The following is a 23847-nucleotide window of genomic DNA, read 5'->3' on the forward strand; positions in this document are numbered from 1 at the left end:
ACCTACGGCCCGGCGCGGAGGTCCGCGGGCCGGGCCGTACGCCACCGACCTGCTACGGCGTCACTTGACCTTGATCTGGTCGTAGACGGGGACGCTGAACGGGTTGAGCGTCACGTTCTCCACCCGGTCCGAGTAGCCGGCGCTGCCGTTCTGGTACCAGAGCGGGATGGCGCCCATGTCACCCTTGAGGACTTCCTCGGCCTGCTGGAAGGTCCCGACGGCCTTCGAGGTGTCGGTCTCGGCGTTGGCCTGGTCGACCAGCTTGTCGAACTCCGGGTTGGAGTACTTGCCGTCGTTGGACGGGGCGTCCGTGTAGTACAGCGGCTGGAGGAAGTTCTGGATGAGCGGGTAGTCCATCTGCCAGCCGGCCCGGAAGGGGCCCTTCATCTTCTGGGTGCTGACCTGGCTGCGGAAGTCGGCGAAGGTGCCGATCGGGTTGCCCACACAGGCCTTGTTGTTGCCGAGTGCGTTGTTGATGGAGTTGCAGACGGCGTCCACCCACTCCTTGTGGGAGCCGGTGTCGGCGTTGTACGAGATCGTCATCGTGCCGCCCGGGATGCCGCCGCCCTCGGCGACCAGCTTCTTGGCCTCGGCGGGGTTGTACTCGCAGGCGCTGCCGCACATCTCCTTGTAGCCGCCTTCGGCGCCGAGGACCGGGGACGTCCAGTCCTTGGCGGGGGTGCGGGTCTTCTGGAAGATCGTCTCGGTGATCTGGGGGCGGTTGATCGCCATGGACAGGCCCGTGCGGAGCTTCTCCTGCCCGGGCTTGTTCCAGGCGGGGTCGTAGAACGGGAAGGAGAGCGTCTGGATGATGCCGGCCGGGGTGTTGATGTAGCGGTCGCCCAGGTCGGCGGAGACGTTCTTGAGCTGCGAGGCGGGCACGTCGTCGACGAGGTCGAGGTTGCCTGCCACGAGGTCGGTGTAGGCCGTGTTGTTGTCCGTGTAGACCTTGAGGGTGATGCCGCCGTTCTGCGCCTTGTCGGTGCCCGGGTAGCCGTCCCACTTCTTGAGGACCATCTGGGAGCCCTTGGAGTAGGAGTCCACGGTGTAGGGGCCGTTGCCGATCGGCTTGGACAGCCAGCCGGCGTGGTCGGTGTAGAAGGCCTGGGGCAGCGGGGAGAAGGCCGGGTAGCCGAGGGTGTCGGGGAAGGTCGAGAACTTCTGCGTCAGCTTGACGGTGAAGGTCAGGTCGCCGGTGACCTTGAGCCCGGACAGGGTGGCGGCGCTCGCCGTGCCCTTGTCGGGGTGGACCTTGTCGTATCCCTCGATGTAGCCGAAGAAGTAGGCGTTCTTCTGGTTGTTCTTCAGGCTCGCGCCGTAGTTCCAGGCGTCGACGAAGGACTTGGCGGTGACCTTCTCGCCGTTGGAGAAGGTCCAGCCGTCCTTGACCGTGATGGTGAAGTTCGTCGAGTCCGTGGTCTCGATCTTCTCGGCGAGCATGTCCTTGGCCTCGCCGGTCTTCGGGTCGTACTGCTTGAGCCCGCGGAAGATCATCGAGAGGACCTTGCCGCCCTGCACCTCGTTGGTGTTCGCCGGCTCCAGCGGATTCTGCGGGTCGCCCCACGAGGAGCTCACGACGCCGTCCGCGCCCCCGCCGCCGCTGTCGTCGCCACCACCGCAGGCGGTCGCCGCGAGGGCGACTGCGGTGGCCAGAGCGGCCCACTTGGCGTGCGTGGCTCCGCGCATGGAGTGCCTCCCGATGTCCTCTGTGTGACTTAGGCCCCAATATCACCCGATATGGGAGGGAGTGCACTTTCACGGCGTCCGGATGAACGCCCGGGAACACGCGAAGGCCCCGACTCCCCCCCTTTGGGGGCCGGGGCCTTCACGTCACGTCACACGGCTCAGCTCGCGTGCACGACGTCCTTCTCCTCGGCGAAGTGGCACGCGGACTCGTGCGCGGCGGGCGTGTCCAGCCCGCGGAAGCGCTCCGGGATCGCGAGCACCGGCACCTCGGTGGCGCACTTGTCCTGCGCCTTCCAGCAGCGGGTGCGGAAGCGGCAGCCCGACGGCGGGTTGGCCGGCGAGGGCACGTCACCGGTGAGGATGATCCGCTCGCGGTTGGCGCGGGCCTCCGGGTCCGGCACCGGCACCGCGGAGAGCAGCGCCTGCGTGTACGGGTGGGTCGGGTGGTCGTAGATCTGGGTGTCCGTACCGATCTCGGCCATCTTGCCCAGGTACATCACGCCGACGCGGTCCGAGATGTGCCGGACGATCGACAGGTCGTGCGCGATGAAGATGTAGGAGAGGTTGAACTCGTCCTGCAGCTTCTCCATCAGGTTGATGACCTGCGCCTGGACGGACACGTCCAGGGCGGAGACCGGCTCGTCGCAGATGATGATCTCCGGGTTGAGCGCGAGGCCGCGGGCGATGCCGATGCGCTGGCGCTGACCGCCGGAGAACTGGTGCGGGTAGCGGTTGATGTACTCGGGGTTCAGACCGACGACGTCGAGCAGCTCCTGCACCTTGCGGCGCCGGTCGCCCTTCGGGGCCACCTCGGGGTGGATGTCGAAGGGCTCGCCGATGATGTCGCCGACCGTCATGCGCGGGTTGAGCGAGGTGTAAGGGTCCTGGAACACCATCTGGATGTTCCGGCGCACGGCCTTGAGGGCACGGCCGGACAGCCTGGTGATGTCCTGTCCCTTGTAGAAGACCTCACCCGCGGTGGCGCGCTCCAGGTTCATCAGGAGCTTGGCGACCGTGGACTTGCCACAGCCGGACTCGCCCACGATGCCGAGGGTCTCGCCCTGGTAGAGGTCGAAGGAGACCCCGTCCACGGCCTTGACCGCGCCGACCTTCTTCTTGAAGAGGATGCCCTGCGTCAGCGGGAAGTGCTTCTGCAGGTTGCGCACCTGGAGGATCGGCTCGCCACGCTCGACGGGAGCCTCGATGGCGGCTACGGCCTCCGCCTCGGACACGCCCGCGGCCTCCTCGTTCTTGCTGAGCTCAGCCATGGATCGTCTCCTTCCAGAAGTGGCAGGCGCTCTTGCGGCCCGGCAGCTCGGCGCCGTCCTGCTCGGTGACCGGCACCAGGGCCGGAACCTCGGTGTGGCACAGGTCGGTGGCCTTCGGGCAGCGCGGGTTGAAGGCGCAGCCGGTCGGGATCCGCAGCAGGTTGGGCGGCAGACCCTTGATCGCGTAGAGCTCCTGGCCCTTCTGGTCCAGGCGCGGGATCGAGTCCAGCAGACCCCGGGTGTACGGGTGGGCCGGGCGCGCGTACAGCTCGTGCACGGGCGCCTGCTCGACGATCCGGCCGGCGTACATGACCGCGATCTTGTCCGCGACGTCGGCGACCACGCCGAGGTCGTGGGTGATCAGGATCAGGCCCATGTTGTATTCCTGCTGGAGCTCCGCGAGGAGGTCCATGACCTGGGCCTGGACGGTCACGTCGAGCGCCGTGGTGGGCTCGTCCGCGATGATCAGGTCCGGCTCCAGGGCCAGCGCCATGGCGATCATGATGCGCTGGCGCATACCGCCGGAGAACTGGTGCGGGTAGTCGCTGACCCGGGCCTTGGCGGCCGGGATCTTGACCTTGTCCATCAGCTCGACGGCCTTGGCCGTCGCTTCCTTCTTGGACAGGCCCTGGTGGACCCGGAACATCTCGCCGAGCTGGTAGCCGACGGAGAGGACCGGGTTCAGCGAGGACAGCGCGTCCTGGAAGATCATCGCGATCTTGCGGCCGCGGATCTTCCGGCGCTCCTCGTTGGACATCTTCAGCATGTCCTGGCCGCGGAACAGGATCTCGCCCTGCGGGATCTTGCCGGGAGGCATGTCGAGGATGCCCATGATGGCCTGGGCGGTGACGGACTTGCCGGAACCGGACTCGCCGAGCACGGCCAGCGTCTCACCGGCGTTCACCGAGTAGTTGACGCCGTTGACGGCCTTGGCCACACCGTCGCGGGTGTGGAACTCGACGTGCAGGTCACGGACTTCGAGCAGCGGCCCGTTGTAGTCGTCGCCGCCGCGCGGCGCCGGGACGGTCGCGGTCTTGTCGATAGTGCTCACGTGTACGCCCTCCTCAGCGCAGCTTGGGGTCGAGGGCGTTGCGGACGGCTTCGCCGAGCATGATGAACGCCAGGACGGTGATGCTCACCATGATCGACGGGTACAGCAGGATGTGCTGCGACGTACGGATCGCCTGAACACCGGCGGAGATGTCGACGCCCCACGAGACGGTCGGGGACGCGAGGCCCAGACCGAGGTACGACAGGGTGGCCTCGGCCGAGATGTAACCGCCGAGCGCGATGGTCGCGACGACGATCACCGGAGCCATGGCGTTCGGCAGGATGTGCCGGAACAGGATCCGGGTCGTGCCGGCGCCCAGCGCCTTCGCGGCGTGCACGTAGTCCGCCTGCTTCACCGTGATCACCGCACCGCGCATGACGCGGGTGATCTGCGTCCAGCCGAGGAAGGCCAGGGCGAAGACGACGACCCAGATGGTGCGGTCGGTGAAGGACTGCAGGACGACCATGGCGCCGAGCAGGAACGGGATGCCGAAGAAGATGTCGGTGACCCGGGACAGCACCGCGTCGATGATGCCGCCGAAGTAGCCGGCGATCATGCCCATGATGCCGCCGACGACGGTGACGATCGCGGTGACGGCGATGCCGACGATGATCGAGGCACGGGTGCCGTGGATCAGTCGGGCGTAGACGGAGCGGCCCTGGATGTCGTATCCCAGCCAGCCCTCGGAACCGATGTTGCCCAGCTCGGGCTTGCCCACGTAGTGCTTCACGAGGTCACCGGCGGTCGGCGAGGCGCTGGTGAACAGGCCCGGGAACGCGGCGATCAGCAGCAGGAAGAAGATCAGCACCGACGACACGAGGAAGTACGGGTTGCGCCGCAGGTCACGCCAGGCGTCGCCCCACAGGGAGCGGGCCTTGTCCGCCTTCGGCGCCGCGGCGTCCGCGACGACGGAGGGGGTGTCGACGGCTTCGTCTGCCACGGCGGCGGTCTTGGTCACGTCAGGCATAACGGATCCTCGGGTCCAGGACCGCGTACAGCAGGTCGATGAGCAGGCTGGTGACGAGGTAGACGATCACCAGGATGGTGACGAGTCCGACGAGGGTGCTGCCCTCACGACGGGAGATGGACTCGTAGATGAGGCCACCGACACCCTTGATGTTGAAGATGCCTTCGGTGACGACCGCACCACCCATGAGAGAGCCGATGTCGGTACCGAGGAAGGTCACGACCGGGATCATCGAGTTGCGCATCAGGTGGATGCCGATGACACGGCTCTTCGGCAGACCCTTGGCGACCGCAGTGCGCATGTAGTCGGCCCGCAGGTTCTCGGCCATCGAGGTACGGGTCAGCCGGGCCACGTACGCGAGGGAGAGGCCACCGAGCACGATCGCCGGGGCGATCAGCTCCGAGAACAGCTGGTCGTTGCTGACGTTCGGCTCGATCCAGCCCAGCTGGAAGGCGAACACCATCTTGATGATGAAGCCCAGGACGAAGACCGGCACCGAGATGATCAGCAGCGTGAAGATCAGGATGGCGTTGTCGGCCAGGCGACCGGCCTTGAGGCCGGCGATGATGCCGAGCGTTACGCCGAAGACCAACTCGAAGGCGAAGGCCAGCGCGGCCAGTTGGAGCGTCACCGGGAAGGCGTCACCCAGCACTTCGGTGACCGGGCGCCCGTTGCGGATCTGGGTGCCGAAGTCGAAGTGAAGAATGATGCCGGACATGTAGTCCCAGTACTGCTTGAGAATCGGCTGGTCGAGTCCGAGCTCATGCTTGATCTTCGCGAGCGTCGCCGGGTCCACGCCCTTGTCGCCGAACAGACCCGCCACGGGGTCGCCGGGCAGGCTGTAGACCATCAGGAAGATCAGCAGGGTTGTCCCGAAGAAAACCGGGATCATCTGGAGCAGTCGTCGTGCGACATAACGCCCCATCATGCCTCCGTTGAGATGTCACAGCGGCAGCCGGACGGGCCCCTCCTCGACGCCGTACCCGGATTCAGGCACGGTCAAGTCGCGGAAGGGCCCCCCAGCCACTGCGTAAGGCGCCGGATGGAGCCGGCCGGCGGACGGCCGGCTCCCCTCACGGCATGCGGACTACGCTTTTGGGTTTACTTGTGGACCTCGACGCCGGTCAGGATCGGGTCACCGTCCTGGCCGAACTGCACGCCGGTCACCTTCTCGGAGTAGCCCGCGTTGACCTTGTAGTACCACATCGGGATCGACGGCATGTAGTTGACCAGGTCCTTCTCGATGGCCTGGTACGCCTTCACCGACTCGTCGAGGGTCTTGGCCGAGTCGGCGGCCGCGATCTTCGCGTCCAGCTCCTTGTTGGAGAAGCCACCCTGGTTGCCACCCGCACCCGTACGGAACAGGTCCGAGATGAAGTTGGCGTTCACCGGGTAGTCGAGCACCCAGCCGGAGCGGTAGAACGACTTGACCTGCTTGTTCTTACGAGCGGTCAGGTCGGCCTGGAAGTCCGGCTTGCCGTCGCCCACGCACTGGACACCGGTCGCCTGCTGGATGGAGTTGCAGACGGCCTCCACCCACTCCTTGTGACCGGAGTCGGCGTTGTACTGGATGAAGATCTTGTTGTTCGGGACGCCGCCGCCGGCCTTGATGAGCTCCTTGGCCTTGGCCGGGTCGAACTTGGTGACGTCGCCCGCCGCGTTCTCCTGGAAGCCCAGGACGCCCTTGGCCACCCAGCCCGTCGCGGGCTCACGGGTGCCGTTCAGCACCGTCTTGGTGATGGTGGCGCGGTCGATCGCCATCGACAGACCCTGGATGACCTTCGGGTCGACCGGCTTCGGCTTCGACCACTGGTCGGCGTAGAAGGCGACGGCGATGGTCTGGATCGCGGAGTACGGCTGGTCCACGGCGCGGTCGCCGAGGTCCTGGCGGTAGACCGGCAGGTCCTTCGGGCCGACCTGGCGGATGACGTCCAGGTTGCCGGACTTCAGGTCCTCGTACGCGGCCTCGACGGTGGTGTAGTTCTTGAAGAGCACACCGCCGTTCTTCGCCTTGTTCGGGCCCTTGTAGCCGTCGTAGCGGACGATCTCGATCTGCTTCTTGTGGTCCCAGCTCTTGAACTTGTAGGGACCGTTGCCGACCGGCGCCTGGCCCGCGGCCTTCGGGTCCTTGAAGAAGGACTCCGGCAGCGGCGCGAAGACGATGTAGGCGAGCTTGTGGGCGAAGTACGGAACGGCCGTCTTCAGCTCGATGGTGAGCGTGTTGTCGTCAACGACCTTGAGGCCCTCGAGCTTGTCGGCGGTCGCCTTGGCGCCCTCCTCCTCGGGGTGGACCTTCTCGAAGCCCTTGATGTCCGCGAACCAGGACGCGAGGCCCTGGGCGTTCGCGATGTTGGCGTTCCAGTTCCACGCGTCCACGTAGGACTTGGCGGTGACCGGGGTGCCGTCGTGGAAGGTCCAGCCCGGCTTGAGCTTGACGGTCCACGTCTTGGAGTCCGTGGTCGTGACCGACTCGGCGTTGATCATCTCGAGCGAGCCGTCGGCCTTGTAGTCGACCAGGGTCGAGAACAGACCGGCCATGACGGACGCGCCGTTGGACTCCATGGTGTCGCCGGTGAGCAGCGGCTTCTCCGGCTCACCGAGGTCCATGGAGAAGATGCCGTTGGCATCGACGGCGCCCGCGGCACCCTTGTCCCCGTCGCTCTTACCCCCGCCACAGGCGGTCGCTGCCAGGGCGACGACGATCGCGCCCGCTACCCACTTGGCGCTCTTGGCACCGCGCATGGGTTCCTCCTCATGAGTCCACTTGTCACTACAAGAGGGGCACTCCGGGTGTTGCCGACACCCCTGACGGCGTTTCACCCATGTACCCCGAGTGTGCTCGTGAGTCGGCACTCCCCACAGTGCGTGACCCATTGACCCGAGCTCAATGGAGCCAACTATTAAGTACGCCCGGGCTGTAAACCACACTTAAGTGGTCTCGTTTTGACAACATCAGCAGGGGCCGTAAGACCGAAATCCGGACAAAGCGAGCACAGACAGACAGCGACGAAACGGACCGTTAACACACGTTCCGGAGAGCGACGGCCGATATCCGGACGTCGCCCCTCCTAAATCAGGTTGACGAAAAGTTGACGATCCACCGAAGAAGGGTCCGGCCCCTCGCACGTCGTGCGAGGGGCCGGACCCGGAGTGTGATGTTCCGCTCAGCCGGCCCCGGAGCGGGGCCGACGGCGGGCGGCGTCAGCGGTCGCCGACGCCTCTGTCGTTGTCGACGCGTCAGCCGTTCTTGGCGCGGGAGGCGGCGCGGGCGCGCTCGCGCTGGTCCAGGTTGACCTTGCGGATGCGGACGGCCTCCGGGGTCACCTCGACGCACTCGTCGTCGCGGCAGAACTCCAGGGACTGCTCCAGGGAGAGCTTGCGCGGCGGGACGATCGCCTCGAACGAGTCGGCCGACGAGGACCGCATGTTCGTCAGCTTCTTCTCCTTGGTGATGTTCACGTCCATGTCGTCGGAGCGCGAGTTCTCGCCGACGATCATGCCCTCGTACACCTCGGTGCCGGGCTCGGTGAACAGCACGCCGCGCTCCTGGAGGTTGGTCATCGCGAACGCGGTGACCGCACCGGCGCGGTCGGCGACCAGGGAGCCGTTGTTACGGGTCTGCAGCGGGCCGAACCAGGGCTCGTGGCCCTCGTGGATCGAGTGCGCGATGCCCGTACCGCGGGTCTGGGTCAGGAACTCCGTACGGAAGCCGATGAGGCCACGGGACGGAACGACGAACTCCATGCGGACCCAGCCGGAGCCGTGGTTCGACATGTTGTCCATGCGGCCCTTGCGGACGCCCATGAGCTGGGTGACGGCACCCATGTGCTCCTCGGGCACGTCGACCGTGAGGCGCTCGACGGGCTCGTGGATCTTGCCGTCGATCTCCTTGGTGACGACCTGGGGCTTGCCGATGGTGAGCTCGAAGCCCTCGCGGCGCATCTGCTCGACCAGGATGGCGAGCGCGAGCTCACCACGTCCCTGGACCTCCCAGGCGTCCGGGCGCTCGGTGTCGAGGACGCGGAGCGAGACGTTACCGATCAGCTCGCGGTCCAGACGGTCCTTCACCTGGCGGGCGGTGACCTTGCGGTCCTTGACCGCGGTCTTGGCGTCCGCGCCCTTGCCGGTGCCACCACGGCCGACGAGCGGCGAGGTGTTGGTGCCGATGGTCATGGAGATGGCGGGCTGGTCGACCGTGATCAGCGGCAGCGCGACCGGGTTCTCCGGGTCGGCCAGGGTCTCGCCGATCATGATGTCGGGGATGCCGGCGACGGCGCAGATGTCACCGGGGCCGGCGACCTCGGCCGGCTTGCGGGTGAGCGCCTCGGTCATCATCAGCTCGGTGATGCGGACGTTGGAGATCGTGCCGTCCCGCTTGATCCACGCGACCGTCTGGCCCTTGCGCAGCTCGCCCTGCTCGACGCGGAGCAGCGCGATGCGACCGAGGAAGTTGTCGGCGTCGAGGTTGGTGACGTGGGCCTGGAGCGGCGCGTCCTCCTCGTAGGCCGGGGCCGGGACGTGCTCCAGGATCGTGGAGAAGAACGGCTCCAGGTTGGTGGAGTCCGCCGGGACGGTGCCGTCCTCCGGCTTGGTCAGCGAGGCGACGCCGTCACGGCCGCAGGCGTAGACGATCGGGAACTCGATCTGGTCCTCGTCGGCGTCCAGGTCCAGGAACAGGTCGTAGGTCTCATTGACGACCTCGTCGATCCGGGAGTCCGGGCGGTCCGTCTTGTTGATGCAGAGGATGACGGGCTTGCGCTGCTGGAGGGCCTTGCGCAGCACGAAGCGGGTCTGCGGGAGCGGGCCCTCGGAGGCGTCGACGAGCAGGACGACCGCGTCCACCATCGACAGACCGCGCTCGACCTCGCCACCGAAGTCGGCGTGGCCGGGGGTGTCGATGATGTTGATCGTGATCGGGGCCCCGCCGTCCTTGGGGTGGTACTTCACCGCCGTGTTCTTGGCGAGGATCGTGATGCCCTTCTCACGCTCCAGGTCGTTCGAGTCCATGACTCGGTCGTCGACCTGCTGGTGGGCGGCGAAGGCACCGGCCTGCTTGAGCATGGCGTCGACGATGGTCGTCTTGCCGTGGTCGACGTGGGCGACGATGGCGACGTTACGGATGTCGTGGCGCGTGGGCATGGGTGGCTTGCGCTTCTCTCGGATCGTGGGAATCGGCGTCAGTTCCTCTTACGCCCGCCGGGCGGACGCGCCACGGCTATGTCCTATGGTACGGGGCTGCCGTGCAAGGGGCTTCCCCGGAGGGATCCGAGAGGGTCTACTGGGAGGTTTCAGGGTGTGGGGAAGATCATGCGACCGGGTCAAAGGGCCTTGGCGATCCTGCCCGCCGGGATCACCGGCGGGCAAGGAACTTGAGCTGGTTCTGAGCTTGTGACTTGGAGTTTCGGCCGCTTTCGGGTAATGGGGCGGTTTGCGTGCGGCCGGAGCCTGAGGTTCCGCGACGGGCGGCGGGAGGGGCGGGCCAGGCCGCTTCTTTCGGATCGGGGCCGGACACGCCGCGGGCCCGGTCAGGATCCGGAGGAGAGCCCTAGCGCCTGTTGCGCTCGGCACCCTTCGCGGACTCGGGCTTCTTGAAGCCGATGTCCTGGTAGCGCGGGGCCGCGAAGCCCCAGGCGCCGGCGTTCACCACCTCGGGCTTGACCGCCACCAGCTGCGGACGCTGGTAGAGGGGGATGGAACCGGCCGCGGCCCAGATCCGGGCGTCGGCCTGGCGGACCAGGTCGCGGGCCTCCTCCTCGTCGAGGGTGCTCGCCGCCTGGTCGAACAGCTGGTCGATGCGGTCGGTGCCGACCCGGGCGTAGTTCTGCTCGACGAGCAGCGAGCCGTCGGAGGCCGGCTCCGGCTTGGCGTAGATCGGCCGGGCGTCGGTCGCCGGGAAGGCGGTGGCGGGCCAGGAGTACAGGGCCAGGTCGTAGGCGCCGGAGGCGATGTGGTCCTTGAAGAAGCTCTCGTCGGAGACCTTGGTGACCTCGGTACGGATGCCGACGGCGTCGAGCATCCGGACGATCCGGTCGCCGACCGCCCGCAGCGACTCCGAGCCCGGCCCCGAGGGCAGGACGAAACGGAGGCTGAGCGGCTTGCCGTCCTTGCCGAGCGCCTGCGCGGCCGTGTCCGCCACGGCCGGGGCGGCGGAGCCGCGCGGCGCGTAGGCGCCGGCCACCGGCTTGGCCGGGTGGGCCTGGAGCTGGGAGTGGGCCTGGGTGCCGGTGGCGGCGCCGGAGCCCGAGCCGGTGTCGAGGGCCTCGGCCTGGCTGAGCAGGGCGGCGCTCTGGAAGGCGGCGACGGGGGCCGGGGCGAGGATGTTGGTGCCGTTCTCCGGGCCGCCGGCGCCGATGAGCGGGCTGATCATGCGGTCCCCGGGCTTGTCGTCGCCGACGATGTACGCGCCCTCGTCGGAGGCGGCGTCGGCCTCCTTCTTCCGCGTCTTCTCGGCGGCCGCCTTCTTCTCCGCGGCCTTCTTCTCCTCCGCCGCCTTCTCCTCGGCCGCCTTCTCCTCGGCCGTCTTCTCCTCGTCGGTCGCGGCCGCGTCCTCCTCCTTCGCCGCGTCCTTCTTCTCCGCGGCCTTCTTCGCGGCCTTCTTCTCCGCCTCGCTGCCCGCCTTCGTCCCGGCCACGGGCTTCTTCAGCGCGCCGCCCGGCACCCATCCGGCGTCGGCGAGCAGCGCCCGCGCCTCCTTGGTGTCCTGGTCGCCGAGCGCGTCACTGCTGTCGGCGTACGCGGCCTGCCCGGCCAGCGCGAGGTGGCTGCCCGGCGGCCTGGCCGGCAGGCCGAGCGGCTTGAGCACGGTCTCGGCCAGCTCCTGGCGGTCGATGGCGCGGGCCACGGCCCGGCGTACCCGCTCGTCGGCGAGCGGTCCCGACTCGCCGTTGAGGGAGAGCTGGGTGTAGGCGGGCTCCAGGGACTTGCGGACGACGAACTTCGCCAGGCCGTTCTGCTCGGCGGCGTACGCGGTGACGGCCTTCTGGTTCTTCTCCCGGGCGGCGCGCACCTCCGCGGCCTTCTCCTGGTCGGAGCCGTACGCGAGCGCCCAGGACCTGAGGGCGGCGGCCGGGGTGATCCCGGCGCCGGGTCCGTGAGCGACCGCGCCCTGCGAGCCGCTGCGGGCGGCCCGGGCGTCCCGTACCGCGAGGGCGATCCGCTCGGCGGCGGCCCGGTCGATCTCGGCCAGGTCGAGCTTGCCCGCGGCGAGCGCGGCGGCCCGGCCGGCGCGCGGGACGGCGCTGAGGACGAGGCTGTCGAGCTTCGCGCTCTGACCCCACCAGCGGGGGTTGCGGGCGAGGGTGACGCTGCCCGCCTTCCGGTCGATCGCCTTGAGGAGGAACGGTCCTGCGGTGGCCTTCAGGGTGGTGCGCGCACCGTCGTTGAAGGTGTTCGGGGAGCCCATCACCTCCTTCGGGTACAGCGGGGTGAAGAGCGCGCGCCAGTCGGCGTACGGCTTGGCGAAGGTGACCCGCACCTCCAGGTCGTTCTTGCCGCGCTCGATCTTCTCGATCCGCTCGTACCCGGCGTTGCGGGCGGTCCAGTACGCGGTGTCGCGGCCGCTGAGCGCGCGCCACTGGGCGACGAAGTCCGGTGCGCCGATCTCCCGGCCGTTGCTCCACACCGCCTGCTGGTTGAGCTTGTAGAGGACGACCTGCCGGGGCTCGGTCTCGACGACCTGCGCGGACTCCAGGTAGTCCGGGTTGAGCCGCGGCCGGCCACGCTCGTCGAGGGTGTGCAGGGCGGGGAGCACGGCCCCGGCGACCCTGGCGGTGGCGCCGTCGGCGTCCGCCTGGAAGGCGTTGAGCGTGGTGGGCAGCGCGTCGACGGCCCAGCGCAGGGTCCCGCCGTCGGCGACCTGGTCGCGTGCGGCCGGCGCGTGGTCCTGGGCGGCGGCGGGCGGCTCGTCGCCGCCGTCGCCGGAGCTGCATCCGGCGAGCACGGCGAGGGCGAGGACCGCACTGCCGAGGGAGGCCACGGAGCGGAGCGTGCGGGAGCGGGGGCTCCTGGAGCATGTCCTCCCGCGAGGGGCGCCGACCTGGGACATGACTTGTACCCCTTCGTCCAGTTTCCTGCCATTTGGAGATGATCACACCTATTGCTCATACACTGAAAAGGACGGAGCGGATCCGGTGACGGCGACACGGCGGCACGGCCGGCAAACCCCACTCGTGCGGCCCAATCGCCCGGACGCCGGGGCGCTCCGGACGAGTGGAATCACGTGCACACGGCTTCACAAGCGGGATGTGACGCGCGACACTCGCGTGTGACCCGCGCTCGCGGAAGTGAGGGCAACCATGTCCGTTCAGGACGACCTGGCGGCCGTCAAGCGCCGTCTGCAAGACCTGGAACACACGGTCGAAGAACTGGAACGACGCGTCGGGGCCGAGCGGAGCGCACCCAGGGTGCCGCCGAAGGGGCGCACCGAGAACATCGTGACGATCCCCGACACCCCGTACGACTCCCAGAAGTGGACGGACACCGACGACGAGGGCCTGGGAGCACGCGACCGCCACGCGCCGTAGAGCCGAGGAGGCCCTGTTGGCCACAGGTACCGAACCCCCTTCAGCGGCGACGGGGGTGCGCTCTCCGGGGCGCGCCTCCCTCGCCGCCCGCCATCTGCGCACCGACCGCTGGTGGCTGGCACCCGCCGTCACCGCCGCAGGACTGCTCGCCTTCGTCGCGTACTCGACCTGGCGGGCCTTCGCGAACGCCGACTACTACGCCGCGCCCTACGTCTCGCCGTTCTACTCGCCGTGCCTGGCGGAGAACTGCGTGCCGATGCGCGGCGGCCCCAACTGGGAGGTCTTCGGCAGCTGGTGGACCCTCTCCCCCGCCCTGCTGATCCTGATCTTCCCGCTCGGCTTCCGGCTGACCTGCTACTACTACCGCAAGGCCTACTACCGGGGCTTCTGGGCCTCGCCGCCGGCCTGCGCGGTGGCCGAACCCCACCGCGCGTACAGCGGGGAGACCCGTCTCCCGCTGATCCTGCAGAACATCCACCGGTACTTCTTCTACCTGGCCCTGCCCGTCGCAGGCGTCCTCACCTACGACACCGTGCTGACCTTCCGGGACGAGCACTACGAGTGGGGGCACGCGGGCCTCGGAACGCTGATCTTCCTGATCAACATCGTCCTCATCTGGGCGTACACGGTGTCCTGCCACTCCTGCCGGCACGTCGTCGGGGGCCGGCTGCGGCACTTCTCGAAGCACCCGGTGCGCTACCGGCTGTGGACCTGGGTGGGCCGGCTGAACCGCCGGCACATGCTCCTCGCCTGGTCCTCGCTGATCAGCGTCGCCGTGTGCGACCTCTACGTGTACCTCCTCGCCACCGGCGCCTTCGACGACCCGAGGTTCTTCTGAGATGACTCCTGTGACTCCGGTGAGTCCTGTGGAACGACAGCAGTGGGACGTGATCGTGGTCGGCGCGGGCGGCGCCGGGCTGCGCGCGGCGATCGAGGCACGGCAGCGCGGGGCCCGTACCGCCGTCATCTGCAAGTCCCTCTTCGGCAAGGCGCACACGGTGATGGCCGAGGGCGGCATCGCCGCCTCCATGGCCAATGCCAACCCGCACGACACCTGGCAGATCCACTTCCGCGACACCATGCGCGGCGGGAAGTTCCTCAACCAGTGGCGGATGGCCGAGCTGCACGCCCAGGAGGCCCCCGAGCGGGTGTGGGAGCTGGAGACCTGGGGCGCGCTCTTCGACCGCACGCCCGACGGACGGATCTCCCAGCGCAACTTCGGCGGCCACGAGTACCCGCGTCTCGCGCACGTCGGCGACCGCACCGGCCTGGAGCTGATCCGTACGCTCCAGCAGAAGATCGTCTCCCTCCAGCAGGAGGACCACCGCGCGACCGGCGACTACGAGAGTGGTCTGCAGGTCTTCCAGGAGTGCACGGTCACCCGCGTCCTCAAGGACGCCTTCGGCCGGGTCGCGGGCGTCTTCTGCTACGAGCGCGAGTCCGGGCGCTTCTTCGTGCTCCAGGCGCCCGCGGTCGTCCTCGCGACCGGCGGCATCGGGAAGTCCTTCAAGGTGACGTCGAACTCCTGGGAGTACACGGGCGACGGGCACGCGCTCGCGCTGCTCGCCGGGGCACCCCTGGTGAACATGGAGTTCGTGCAGTTCCATCCGACCGGGATGGTCTGGCCGCCTTCGGTGAAGGGCATCCTCGTCACCGAGTCGGTGCGCGGCGACGGTGGCGTGCTGCGCAACTCCGAGGGCCGGCGCTTCATGTTCGACTACGTCCCCGAGGTCTTCAAGGAGAAGTACGCGCAGTCGGAGGAGGAGGGCGACCGCTGGTACGAGGACCCGGACAACAACCGCCGGCCGCCCGAGCTGCTGCCCCGCGACGAGGTGGCCCGGGCCATCAACGCCGAGGTCAAGGCGGGCCGCGGCTCCCCGCACGGCGGGGTCTTCCTCGACGTGTCGACCCGCATGCCGGCGGAGGTCATCCGGCGCAGGCTGCCGTCGATGTACCACCAGTTCAAGGAACTGGCGGACGTCGACATCACGGCCGAGCCGATGGAGGTCGGCCCGACCTGCCACTACGTGATGGGCGGCGTCGCCGTCGACTCGGAGACCGCGGCCACGGCCGGCGTGCCCGGCCTGTTCGCGGCCGGTGAGGTCGCGGGCGGCATGCACGGCTCCAACCGGCTCGGCGGCAACTCCCTCTCCGACCTGCTCGTGTTCGGGCGCCGGGCCGGACTGCACGCCGCCGAGTACGCGGCCGGGGCCACCGCCGACGAGGTCGGCGAGGAGGCGGTCGCCGCGGCCCGGGCTGAGGCGCTGGCACCGTTCGACGGCGAGTCGTTCGGCGACGCCGCCGAGAACCCGTACACGCTCCACCAGGAGCTCCAGCAGACCATGAACGACCTCGTCGGGATCATCCGGCGGGAGGGCGAGATGGCCGAGGCCCTGGAGCGGATCGCGAAGCTGCGCGAGCGGGCGCGGCGGGTCTCCGTCGAGGGCCACCGGCAGTTCAACCCCGGCTGGCACCTCGCCCTCGACCTGCGCAACATGCTGCTCGTGAGCGAGTGCGTGGCCCGGGCGGCCCTGGAGCGCACCGAGTCGCGCGGCGGGCACACCCGCGAGGACCGCCCGGCGATGGACCGGGCCTGGCGCCCGGTGAACCTGCTGTGCCGGGCGGTCCCCGGCGGCGGGATCGAGCTGGAGCGGGTGCGCACCGAACCGATCAGGGACGACCTGCTCGCCCTGTTCGAGAAGGAGGAACTGGCGAAGTACCTGGCCGAGGAGGAGCTCGAGTCATGAGGCGGGACGCATGAGCACGTACGACGCGAGGTTCCGGATCTGGCGGGGCGACGCCGGCGGCGGCGGACTCACCGACTACACGGTCGAGGTGCACGACGGCGAGGTGGTGCTCGACATCGTCCACCGCCTCCAGGCCACCCAGGCGCCCGACCTGGCCGTCCGCTGGAACTGCAAGGCCGGCAAGTGCGGTTCCTGCTCGGCCGAGATCAACGGGCGGCCGCGGCTGTTGTGCATGACCCGGATGTCGGTCTTCGCGCGGGACGAGACCGTCACGATCACCCCGATGCGGGCCTTCCCGGTCGTCCGCGACCTGGTCACGGACGTCTCCTTCAACTACGCGAAGGCGCGGGAGATCCCGGCCTTCGTGCCGCCCGCCGGGCTCGCGCCCGGCGAGTACCGGATGCGGCAGGAGGACGTCGACCGCTCGCAGGAGTTCCGCAAGTGCATCGAGTGCTTCCTGTGCCAGAACACCTGCCACGTGGTCCGCGACCACGAGGAGAACAAGGCCGTCTTCGCCGGCCCGCGCTTCCTCATGCGGATCGCCGAACTCGACATGCACCCGCTCGACGCTGCGGACGAGGCCGGCCTGGACCGCCGCCGCACCGCCCAGGACGAACACGGCCTCGGCTACTGCAACATCACCAAGTGCTGCACCGAGGTGTGCCCGGAGGACATCAAGATCACGGACAACGCCCTGATCCCGATGAAGGAGCGCGTGGTGGACCGCAAGTACGACCCGGTGGTGTGGCTGGGCAACAAGATCCGGCGCCGGAGCGGCACATGACCGGCCCCGGTCAGTGCCAGCCCTCCCGGTAGGCCGTCCAGTCGCGCTCCTCCGCCGCGAAGTCGACGTACAGGGCGAGGCCGAAGCGCTCGCGGCCCGGGTCGGTGCGGCCGAGGCCGAGGCGTGCGCCGCGGACGGCCGCGGCGACCGTCTCGGCCGACTCGTGGTGGCCGAGGTCGTCCTCGTGGAAGAAGGGCAGGCCCATGAGCAGATCGGTCTCCTCGGGAGTCACCTCCAGAGCGAGGCTGGTCTGCTGGGCGACATAGCCGCCGTACAGGCCCTCCAGCGGCATCCAGGTGTCGTACGACATGACGGCTATCTGGTCGACGCGCCGGGCCACCTGGCCGAAGAACTCCTGTGACCACCACTTCTCGCTGCCGCTGACCGCGCCCAGGACCGAGTGGGCGGCCGGCAGCGGGTCTATCTGGTGCGCGGCGACCGACAGCGGCGCCTGGCGGGCCCTGGTCAGCGCCCGGAGGTCGTCGAGCAGGGACAGGTAGTGGGCGTCGTCCGAGTGCAGCGGCTCCAGGTCGAAGTGGACGCCGTCGAAGCCCGCGTCGAGGATCTGCCGGGCCGAGGTCACCACGGCGGCCCGCGAGCCGGTGTCCTCCAGGCGCAGTCCGTTCGGTCCCTCGGTGGCGAGGACGTCGCCCAGCCACGCGTGCACCCGTATGCCCGGCATGGTGCGGTGCACGGCACCGATCAGCCAGGCGGCCCGGGGATAGCGCTCGGCGGGCAGGGTGCCGTCATGCTCCAGCGGCCCCGCGTGGACGTACAGGTCGCGGATGCCGGTGTCCTTGATCCGCGCGGCGAACGCGATGAGGTCGGCGTCCTTCTTCCGGCCGTCGACCCAGGCGTGGCCCAGCCATATCGCGTCCTTGCCCCGGGTCGTCGCGTCCTCGCGGAGCTCCCCCGTGTAGTTGAGCCGGAGCGCGGTGCCCGCGGCGAGCACGGGCACGACGAGCACGAGGGCGAGCACGAGGGCGAACCAGCGCCCCCGTCGCCATGCGCGCTTCCACCGTCCGGTCACTGGGCCCCCCGAGGGTCGTCGTGTCACTGGAACCACCGTAGCGATGGCTACCGACAGTGACGCGAGCCTGTGGAGAACGGTTTCCGCATGGACCGTCGGCTTCCGCTCGTCCCCCGTTCCCGTCCGGCCTCGGTCCGGTCGCGGGCGCACAAGCCCGGACATAGCCTCGCTTTCGTGACGCGAATAGCCGCCCGAGTCCTGCTGTCGACGCTGACGGCGGCGTGGTGGCTGGTCGTGCCCGCCGCGCCCGGCGCCCACGCCGACGATCCCGTCGTCCTGTCCCGCGAGGGACAGATCACCGACCGGGTGGGCGCGCTCGGCGACCGCCGGCCCGCCGTGGTCGAGGCCCTCGACGGGCTCTACGACGCCCGGCGGGTGCAACTCTTCGTCGTGTACGTACGGGACTTCTCCGGCCGCGGGGCGCAGGGCTGGGCCGACGCCACCGCCGAACGGAACGGACTGGGCGACGACGACGTCCTCCTCGCCGTCGCCACCCACGACCGGCAGTACGGCTACTCCGCCGACCCGGACTCGCGCTTCACCCAGGCCCAGCTCGACGACGTGGCGCGCACGGCGATCGAACCGGCCCTGCGGCAGAACGACTGGGCGGGCGCCGCCATCGGCGCCGCGGACGGCTATACCGCCGTGCTCGCCGGACAGCCCGTCCCCGCGCCCGCGATCACCCCCGGCCCCGCCGACCCCGGCGGCACCGCGTCCGAAGACCCGACCTCCGCCTCCGACCTCATCCTGCCCGTCGCCCTGGTCGGCGGCGCGGGCGCCCTCGCCGCGTACACGTACACCAGACGCCGTCGCAGGGCCGCCAACCGCACCACGCCCGGCGGCGGGGGCTGGGGTTCCGCCAGCGGGGGCACCGGCTGGGGCGCCCCCAAGGGAGTTCCCGCGCTGCCCGCGCTCGACGAACTGGACGGGAAGGCCCGTCAGGCGCTCGTCGCCACCGACGACGCGGTGCGCACCAGCCATGAGGAACTGGGCTTCGCGACCGCCCAGTTCGGCGAGGAGGCGGTGAAGCCCTTCACCGAGGCCGTGCGGTACGCGGAGGGCGAGCTCACGACCGCGTTCCGGCTGCGCCAGCAGCTCGACGACGCCCTTCCCGAGGACGACGCGACGCGCAGGTCCATGCTGGAGGAGATCCTGCGGCGCTGTGCCGAGGGCAACGCCCGACTCGACGCCGAGTCCGCCGGCTTCGACCGGCTGCGGGACCTGGAGCGCAACGCCCCGCAGGCGCTGGCGGCGGTCGAGGCGGCCTTCCGCGAGCAGACCGGCCGGGTCGGCACCGCGGAGGCGGCGCTGACGGCGATGCGCGAGCGGTACACCGAGGCCGCGGCGGCGCCGGTGTCCGGGGACGTCGAACAGGCCAAGGACCGCCTGGTGTTCGCCACCGGCACGATCAACCAGGCCCGGCAGCTGGTCGACCGGGGCGACAACGGCGGCGCGGCCGTGCAGATCCGGGCCGCCGAGGGCGCCGTCGACCAGGCGGCGCGGCTGATCGAGGCCGTGGACCGGCGGGCCCAGGAGCTCGCGGAGGCGGTGGGCAAGCTGTCCGGGGCCCTGACCGAGACCGAGGCGGACCTGGCCGACGCCCGCGGCCTGCTCCAGGGCACGGCGGAGGACGTGCCGACGGCGGACCTGCGGGGCCGGATCGGCCGGGCCGAGTCGGTGCTCGCCGCCGTGCGGACCACGGTGGAGTCGGGCCGCTACGACCCGATCGACGCGCTCCGCCGGGTCGAGGAGGCCGACACCGCGCTCGACGAGGCCCTGGAGGGCGCGCGGGCGCGCGAGTCGGGCGACCGGCGCGCCCGGGCGCTCCTGGACCAGGCGACGCTGACGGCCCGGTCCGCGATCGGTGCCGCGGCAGACTACGTCACGACGCACCGCGGCGCGGTCGGCGCCGAGGCCCGCACCCGCCTGGCCGAGGCGCGGCGACGGCTCGACCGGGCCGGGCAGCTGGCCGACGAGGACCCGGCGGCGGCGCTCGCCGAGGCGCAGCAGGCGGACGCGCTCGCCCGGCGGGCGCAGGAGCTGGCGGAGCAGGACGTGCGGGCGTACGGGAACCCGAACGGCCTGGGCGGTGTAACAGGGGTGGGAGGTGCCGGAGGCGGCGGGCTCGGAGGAGCCGTGCTCGGCGGCATCATCCTCGGCGGACTGTTCGGCGGAGGTCGTGGGGGTGGGCACGGTGGTGGCGGTTCCGGAGGGGGTTTCGGGGGCGGGGGCTTCGGCGGCGGGCCCGGCAGTTTCGGCGGCGGTGGCACGCGCGGCCGGCTGGGCGGTGGCGGCCGCTTCTGACGCCGTCCTCTCTTTCACGACCCGTCTCGTACGTCTCGTACGGGGTGCACGCAAGGAGTCCGACCATGAGCAAGCAGACCGTCCTCGGCCGGGTGGCCCAGCTGGCGAAGGCCAACATCAACGCGCTGCTGGACCAGGCGGAGGATCCGCAGAAGATGCTGGACCAGCTGATCCGCGACTACTCGAACAACATCGCGGAGGCGGAGGAGGCGGTCGCGGCGACCATCGGCAATCTGCGGCTGATGGAGCAGGACCACCAGGAGGACCTGGACGCGGCGAAGGAGTGGGGCGAGAAGGCCCTGGCCGCCAGCCGCAAGGGGGACGAGCTGCGGGCCGGCGGCCGGACCGAGGAGGCGGACCGCTTCGACAACCTGGCGAAGGTCGCACTGGGCCGCCAGCTCCAGTCGGAGAAGGAGGCGCGGACGGCCGAGCCGACGATCGCCGCGCAGACCGAGGTCGTCGGGAAGCTCAGGTCCGGCCTGGACCAGATGAAGGCCAAGCTGAGCGAGCTTCAGGCCAAGCGGGACGAGCTGGTCGCGCGGGCGAAGTCCGCGCAGGCGCAGAACCGGATGATGGACGCGGTGAAGAGCATCGACGTCCTGGACCCGACGAGCGAGCTGAGCCGCTTCGAGGACAAGGTGCGCCGGGAGGAGGCGAAGGCCCTGGGCAAGCAGGAGCTCGCCGCCTCCTCGCTGGACGCCCAGTTCGAGCAGCTGGACGCGCTCGGCGACCAGGCGGAGGTCGAGGCCAGGCTCGCCCGGCTCAAGGCCGCCTGACCGGTCCCTCAGAACATGCTGAGCAGCTGGTCGACGGTGGGTTCGGCCGAGCCGTCGCCGTCCGGCAGCTGGAGCTCGAACCACACGGTCTTGCCGCGTGGCGTGCGGCGCGATCCCCAGGCGGCGCTGAGCAGTCCGACCAGCTGCAGCCCGCGGCCGCCCTCGTCGGTGTCCTTGGCGCGGCGGCGCCGCGGCTGGACCAGGCCCGCGTCCCACACCTCGCAGACCAGGGTGCGGTCACGCAGCAGCCGCAGCCGGATCTCGCCCTCGCCGTAGCGCAGGGCGTTGGTGACGAGCTCGCTGACCAGCAGCTCCACGGTGTCCACCAGGGGTTCGAGCTCCCAGGCGGTGAGCTGGGCACGGGCCAGCTCGCGGGCGCGGCCGACCGAGCGGGGTTCCCTGGGGAGCCGCCAGTCACCGACGGCCTCGCTGGGCAGGCCCTGGATGCGGGCCATGAGCAGGGCGATGTCGTCCTCGCCGTGCCGGGTGTCGAGAGTGGTCAGGACGTGGTCGCAGACGTCCTCGAGCGGCCGGCCCGGATCGGTGAGGGCGCCGCGGAAGGCGCTCAGCCCCTCGTCGAGCGGATGGTCGCGGGACTCGACGAGTCCGTCGGTGTAGAGCGCGAGGAGCGCGCCCTCGGGCAGGTCGACCTGGACCTCCTCGAAGGGCTCGCCGCCGACGCCGAGCGGCATCCCGGGAGGCACGTCGAGGAGCAGGGCCTCACCGCCCGGTTCGACGAGCACGGGCGGGAGGTGGCCCGCGTTGGCGAAGGTGCAGCGTCGCGTCACCGGGTCGTAGACCGCGTAGACGCAGGTGGCGAGGTAGACCTCGGAGAGTTCGGGGCCGCGGGCCTTGTGGGCGCGGGCGGACTGCTGGGCGTCGGCCGGGGCGCCGAGTCCGCGGGCGATCTCGTCGAGGTGGGAGAGGACCTCGGCGGGCTCCAGGTCGAGCTGGGCGAGGGTGCGCACGGCGGTGCGGAGTTCGCCCATGGCGACGGCGGCGCGCAGGCCGCGGCCCATGACGTCGCCGACGACGAGCGCGGTGCGGTGGCCGGGCAGTTCGATGACGTCGAACCAGTCGCCGCCGACCTCGGAGCCGACGGTGCCGGGGAGGTAGCGGCAGGCGATGTCGAGTCCGGCGGCCTCGGGGTCGCCCGGGGGCAGCAGGCTGCGCTGGAGGATCAGGGCGCGCTCGTGCTCGCGGCGGTAGAGGCGCGCGTTGTCGATGCAGACGGCGGCGCGGGCGGCGAGTTCGACGGCGAGGGCGCGGTCGCGTTCCCCGAAGGGTTCGCTGCCCTTGGCGCGGGAGAACTGGACGAGGCCGACGACGGTGTCGTGGGCGACCATCGGCACGACGAGCGTGGACTGGACGAGACCGCCGTCCACGCCGGGCACCGTGCGCACCCGCCCGGTGCGCAGGGCCCCGGCGCACGCGGAGTTGAAGGCGTAGCGGTGGACGGAGCCGACCTCGATGGGGCTCTCGTCACAACAGAGCTCGCCGGCCGTCGGGGTGGACCCGGCGGTTCCGGTGGCGCCGGCGCTCTTCCCGGTGCTTCCGGCGGGCTCGTCGTCCTCGCTCTGCCGCGGTTTCCCGACGCGTACGGGCGTGTCGGCGACGGCGCTGGCGACGGCCACGCGGCGCAGTTCGGCGCTGCCCGCGCCGTAGCCGACGTCGTGGGAGCTGCCCCAGCGTCCGGGCGGGGCCTCGTCGCCGGTGAGCAGACCCTGGTAGAGGTCGACGGCGGCGAGGTCGCAGAAGCCGGGGACGGCGACGTCGAGGAGTTCTCTGGCGGTGGCCTCGAGATCGAGGGAGTTGCCGATGCGGGCGCCGGCCTCGTTGAGGAGGGCGAGGTTGCGGCGGGCGCTGGCGGCCTCGCGGGCGGCGCTCTGCCGGCGGGTGACGTCGATGCCCAGCCCGGCGACGCCGATGGGCCGGCCGGAGCCGCTGTGCACGCGGTAGAGGTTGACCGACCAGTGGCGGCGGTCGCTGGAGCCGGGCGCGGCGCCGACGATCTGGAGGTCGGCGACGGACTCGCCGGTCTCCAGGACCTTGCGGAGCGCGGCGGTCATCCGGTCGGCCTCGGGCCTGGCGAGGTAGTCGTGGACTGTCCGGCCGCGGTGGTCGTCGGCGGAGCCGCCGAAGACCGTGGCGAAGCGGCGGTTGGCCCGCTTCACGGTGAGGTCGGTGCCGAAGAGCAGAAAGCCGAAGGGCGATTGGCCGAAAATGGCCTGCGAAGCGGCGAGGTCCGTCTCGATGCGGCGCAGGGCGCGCACGTCGACCACGATGCACAGCGCGGCCCGCTCGCCGCTCTGGGTCTCACTGGGCATGACGTAGATCTCGGCGATACCGCGCGGACGGTTCTCGCCGGGGATCCGGAACGGGACGAGGCCCGTCCACTCCTTGCCGTCGAGGATCTCCCGGATCCTGCGGTGTCCGCGCTCGCGCTGGTCGGCGGGCAGGAAGGCGTCCACTGGATCCTTGCCCCTGGCCTCCTCGGCGGTCACACCGAAGAGCTCGACGGCCCGTCTGCTCCACTGGTCGACGAGCCCGTCGGGGCCTATCGAGAAAGAGGCGACCCGGATGTAGTCATAGATCGACCCGGGCGGGCTGCTCTGCCACACGACACCGCTCGCCGTCTCAGGTATCTCGCTCACGCGACCGTCCCCTCCAGCTCACCGCACCGGACCGGCCATGACGGCAGTATTCAGCACC

Annotated in this window: 16 protein-coding genes; 6 read left to right on the forward strand and 10 right to left on the reverse strand. The window is 70.2% G+C overall.

Features of this window, described 5'->3' with window-relative positions; translation table 11 throughout:
• Nucleotides 1-60 precede the first annotated feature (60 nt).
• The 8 genes from ACFY8W_RS08310 to ACFY8W_RS08345 all read right to left on the reverse strand — a co-directional run bounded on the left by ACFY8W_RS08310 (nt 61) and on the right by ACFY8W_RS08345 (nt 13016).
• Nucleotides 61-1686 carry an ABC transporter substrate-binding protein gene (locus ACFY8W_RS08310; RefSeq protein ID WP_391101937.1) on the reverse strand — a complete coding sequence of 542 codons (1626 nt, stop codon included), beginning with the start codon at nt 1684-1686 and terminating at the stop codon, nt 61-63.
• Between the two features lie 158 nt (nt 1687-1844).
• On the reverse strand, nt 1845-2954 hold the full coding sequence (locus ACFY8W_RS08315; protein ID WP_391101939.1) for a dipeptide ABC transporter ATP-binding protein: 1110 nt from the start codon (nt 2952-2954) through the stop codon (nt 1845-1847).
• Entirely contained in the window at nt 2947-4005 is a 1059-nt protein-coding gene (locus ACFY8W_RS08320) for an oligopeptide/dipeptide ABC transporter ATP-binding protein (RefSeq protein ID WP_391101941.1), read from the reverse strand. The genes ACFY8W_RS08315 and ACFY8W_RS08320 overlap by 8 nt, the downstream gene beginning before the upstream one ends.
• 13 nt (nt 4006-4018) lie before the next feature.
• Entirely contained in the window at nt 4019-4972 is a 954-nt protein-coding gene (locus tag ACFY8W_RS08325) for an ABC transporter permease subunit (RefSeq protein WP_391101944.1), read from the reverse strand.
• Nucleotides 4965-5897, reverse strand: a complete 933-nt coding sequence (locus tag ACFY8W_RS08330) for an ABC transporter permease subunit (RefSeq protein ID WP_391103810.1) — start codon at nt 5895-5897, stop codon at nt 4965-4967. The genes ACFY8W_RS08325 and ACFY8W_RS08330 overlap by 8 nt, the downstream gene beginning before the upstream one ends.
• A 176-nt stretch (nt 5898-6073) precedes the next feature.
• Nucleotides 6074-7714, reverse strand: a complete 1641-nt coding sequence (locus ACFY8W_RS08335; protein WP_391101946.1) for an ABC transporter substrate-binding protein — start codon at nt 7712-7714, stop codon at nt 6074-6076.
• Between the two features lie 495 nt (nt 7715-8209).
• Nucleotides 8210-10111 (reverse strand): translational GTPase TypA, encoded by a 1902-nt coding sequence (typA, locus tag ACFY8W_RS08340; protein WP_391101949.1) that lies wholly within the window; start codon nt 10109-10111, stop codon nt 8210-8212.
• Between the two features lie 406 nt (nt 10112-10517).
• The gene (locus ACFY8W_RS08345; protein WP_391101952.1) at nt 10518-13016 is read right to left on the reverse strand and encodes an ABC transporter substrate-binding protein; all 2499 of its coding nucleotides are present in this window, start codon (nt 13014-13016) and stop codon (nt 10518-10520) included.
• Nucleotides 13017-13266: 250 nt separating this feature from the next.
• Between ACFY8W_RS08345 and ACFY8W_RS08350 the strand changes: the two genes are divergently transcribed.
• The 4 genes from ACFY8W_RS08350 to ACFY8W_RS08365 are packed head-to-tail and all read left to right on the forward strand — an operon-like array spanning nt 13267 to nt 17025.
• The gene (locus tag ACFY8W_RS08350) at nt 13267-13494 is read left to right on the forward strand and encodes a hypothetical protein (RefSeq protein ID WP_391101955.1); all 228 of its coding nucleotides are present in this window, start codon (nt 13267-13269) and stop codon (nt 13492-13494) included.
• A gap of 16 nt (nt 13495-13510) precedes the next feature.
• Nucleotides 13511-14332, forward strand: coding sequence for a hypothetical protein (locus ACFY8W_RS08355; protein ID WP_391101958.1), 822 nt, complete (start codon nt 13511-13513; stop codon nt 14330-14332).
• A gap of 19 nt (nt 14333-14351) precedes the next feature.
• A complete protein-coding gene (locus tag ACFY8W_RS08360; RefSeq protein ID WP_391103812.1) occupies nt 14352-16241 on the forward strand; it encodes a fumarate reductase/succinate dehydrogenase flavoprotein subunit in 1890 nt (629 codons plus the stop codon).
• A gap of 10 nt (nt 16242-16251) precedes the next feature.
• Nucleotides 16252-17025 carry a succinate dehydrogenase/fumarate reductase iron-sulfur subunit gene (locus tag ACFY8W_RS08365; protein WP_391101961.1) on the forward strand — a complete coding sequence of 258 codons (774 nt, stop codon included), beginning with the start codon at nt 16252-16254 and terminating at the stop codon, nt 17023-17025.
• 10 nt (nt 17026-17035) lie between these two features.
• Here the strand turns inward: ACFY8W_RS08365 and ACFY8W_RS08370 are convergent, their stop codons facing one another.
• Nucleotides 17036-18055: a hypothetical protein gene (locus ACFY8W_RS08370; protein ID WP_391101963.1), complete on the reverse strand. Its 1020-nt coding sequence runs from the start codon at nt 18053-18055 to the stop codon at nt 17036-17038.
• A gap of 174 nt (nt 18056-18229) precedes the next feature.
• Here ACFY8W_RS08370 and ACFY8W_RS08375 point away from each other — a divergent pair, with 174 nt between their 5' ends.
• Both ACFY8W_RS08375 and ACFY8W_RS08380 read left to right on the forward strand, forming a co-directional pair.
• Nucleotides 18230-20359 (forward strand): TPM domain-containing protein, encoded by a 2130-nt coding sequence (locus ACFY8W_RS08375; RefSeq protein WP_391101965.1) that lies wholly within the window; start codon nt 18230-18232, stop codon nt 20357-20359.
• 65 nt (nt 20360-20424) lie between these two features.
• On the forward strand, nt 20425-21135 hold the full coding sequence (locus ACFY8W_RS08380) for a PspA/IM30 family protein (protein WP_391101967.1): 711 nt from the start codon (nt 20425-20427) through the stop codon (nt 21133-21135).
• 8 nt (nt 21136-21143) lie between these two features.
• Here the strand turns inward: ACFY8W_RS08380 and ACFY8W_RS08385 are convergent, their stop codons facing one another.
• A complete protein-coding gene (locus ACFY8W_RS08385) occupies nt 21144-23789 on the reverse strand; it encodes a SpoIIE family protein phosphatase (RefSeq protein WP_391101969.1) in 2646 nt (881 codons plus the stop codon).
• Between the last annotated feature and the right edge of the window lie 58 nt (nt 23790-23847).

Source organism: Streptomyces sp. NPDC012637 (genome assembly GCF_042954805.1).
In the GTDB taxonomy this organism is placed as follows: Bacteria; Actinomycetota; Actinomycetes; order Streptomycetales; family Streptomycetaceae; genus Streptomyces.